Source organism: Mycobacterium angelicum (assembly GCF_002086155.1).
Classification (GTDB): domain Bacteria; phylum Actinomycetota; class Actinomycetes; order Mycobacteriales; family Mycobacteriaceae; genus Mycobacterium; species Mycobacterium angelicum.
Genome location: NZ_MVHE01000400.1, coordinates 1 through 237, shown reverse-complemented (window position 1 = coordinate 237; position 237 = coordinate 1). Strand labels below are relative to the sequence as shown.

The window sequence follows — 237 nt, the reverse complement described above, 5'->3', positions numbered from 1 at the left end:
TGCCAGCCTGTGGATAAACCCAGCGTTCGGCCGGTATTCGCAGACGTGTCGCACGTTCGACCGACGTCAGCAGCAGCGCGGCACCCTGGTCAACCATGTTGTTGGAGTTCATAAGCTTGGTGTAGGGCCAGCTGACCATCCGGTTCTGTGGGCCGGGCTGCCAGATCTCGTCAGCCGTAACCGGGTTGCGGATCCACGCGTGCGGGTTGTCAGCAGCTACGGCACTGAACCGCGCCC

At 62.9% G+C, this 237-nt stretch carries 1 pseudogene; it reads right to left on the bottom strand.

Annotated features, from left to right (window positions below):
• Positions 1–237 (bottom strand): annotated as a pseudogene (locus tag BST12_RS29980) (acetyl-CoA acetyltransferase); the annotation flags it as partial.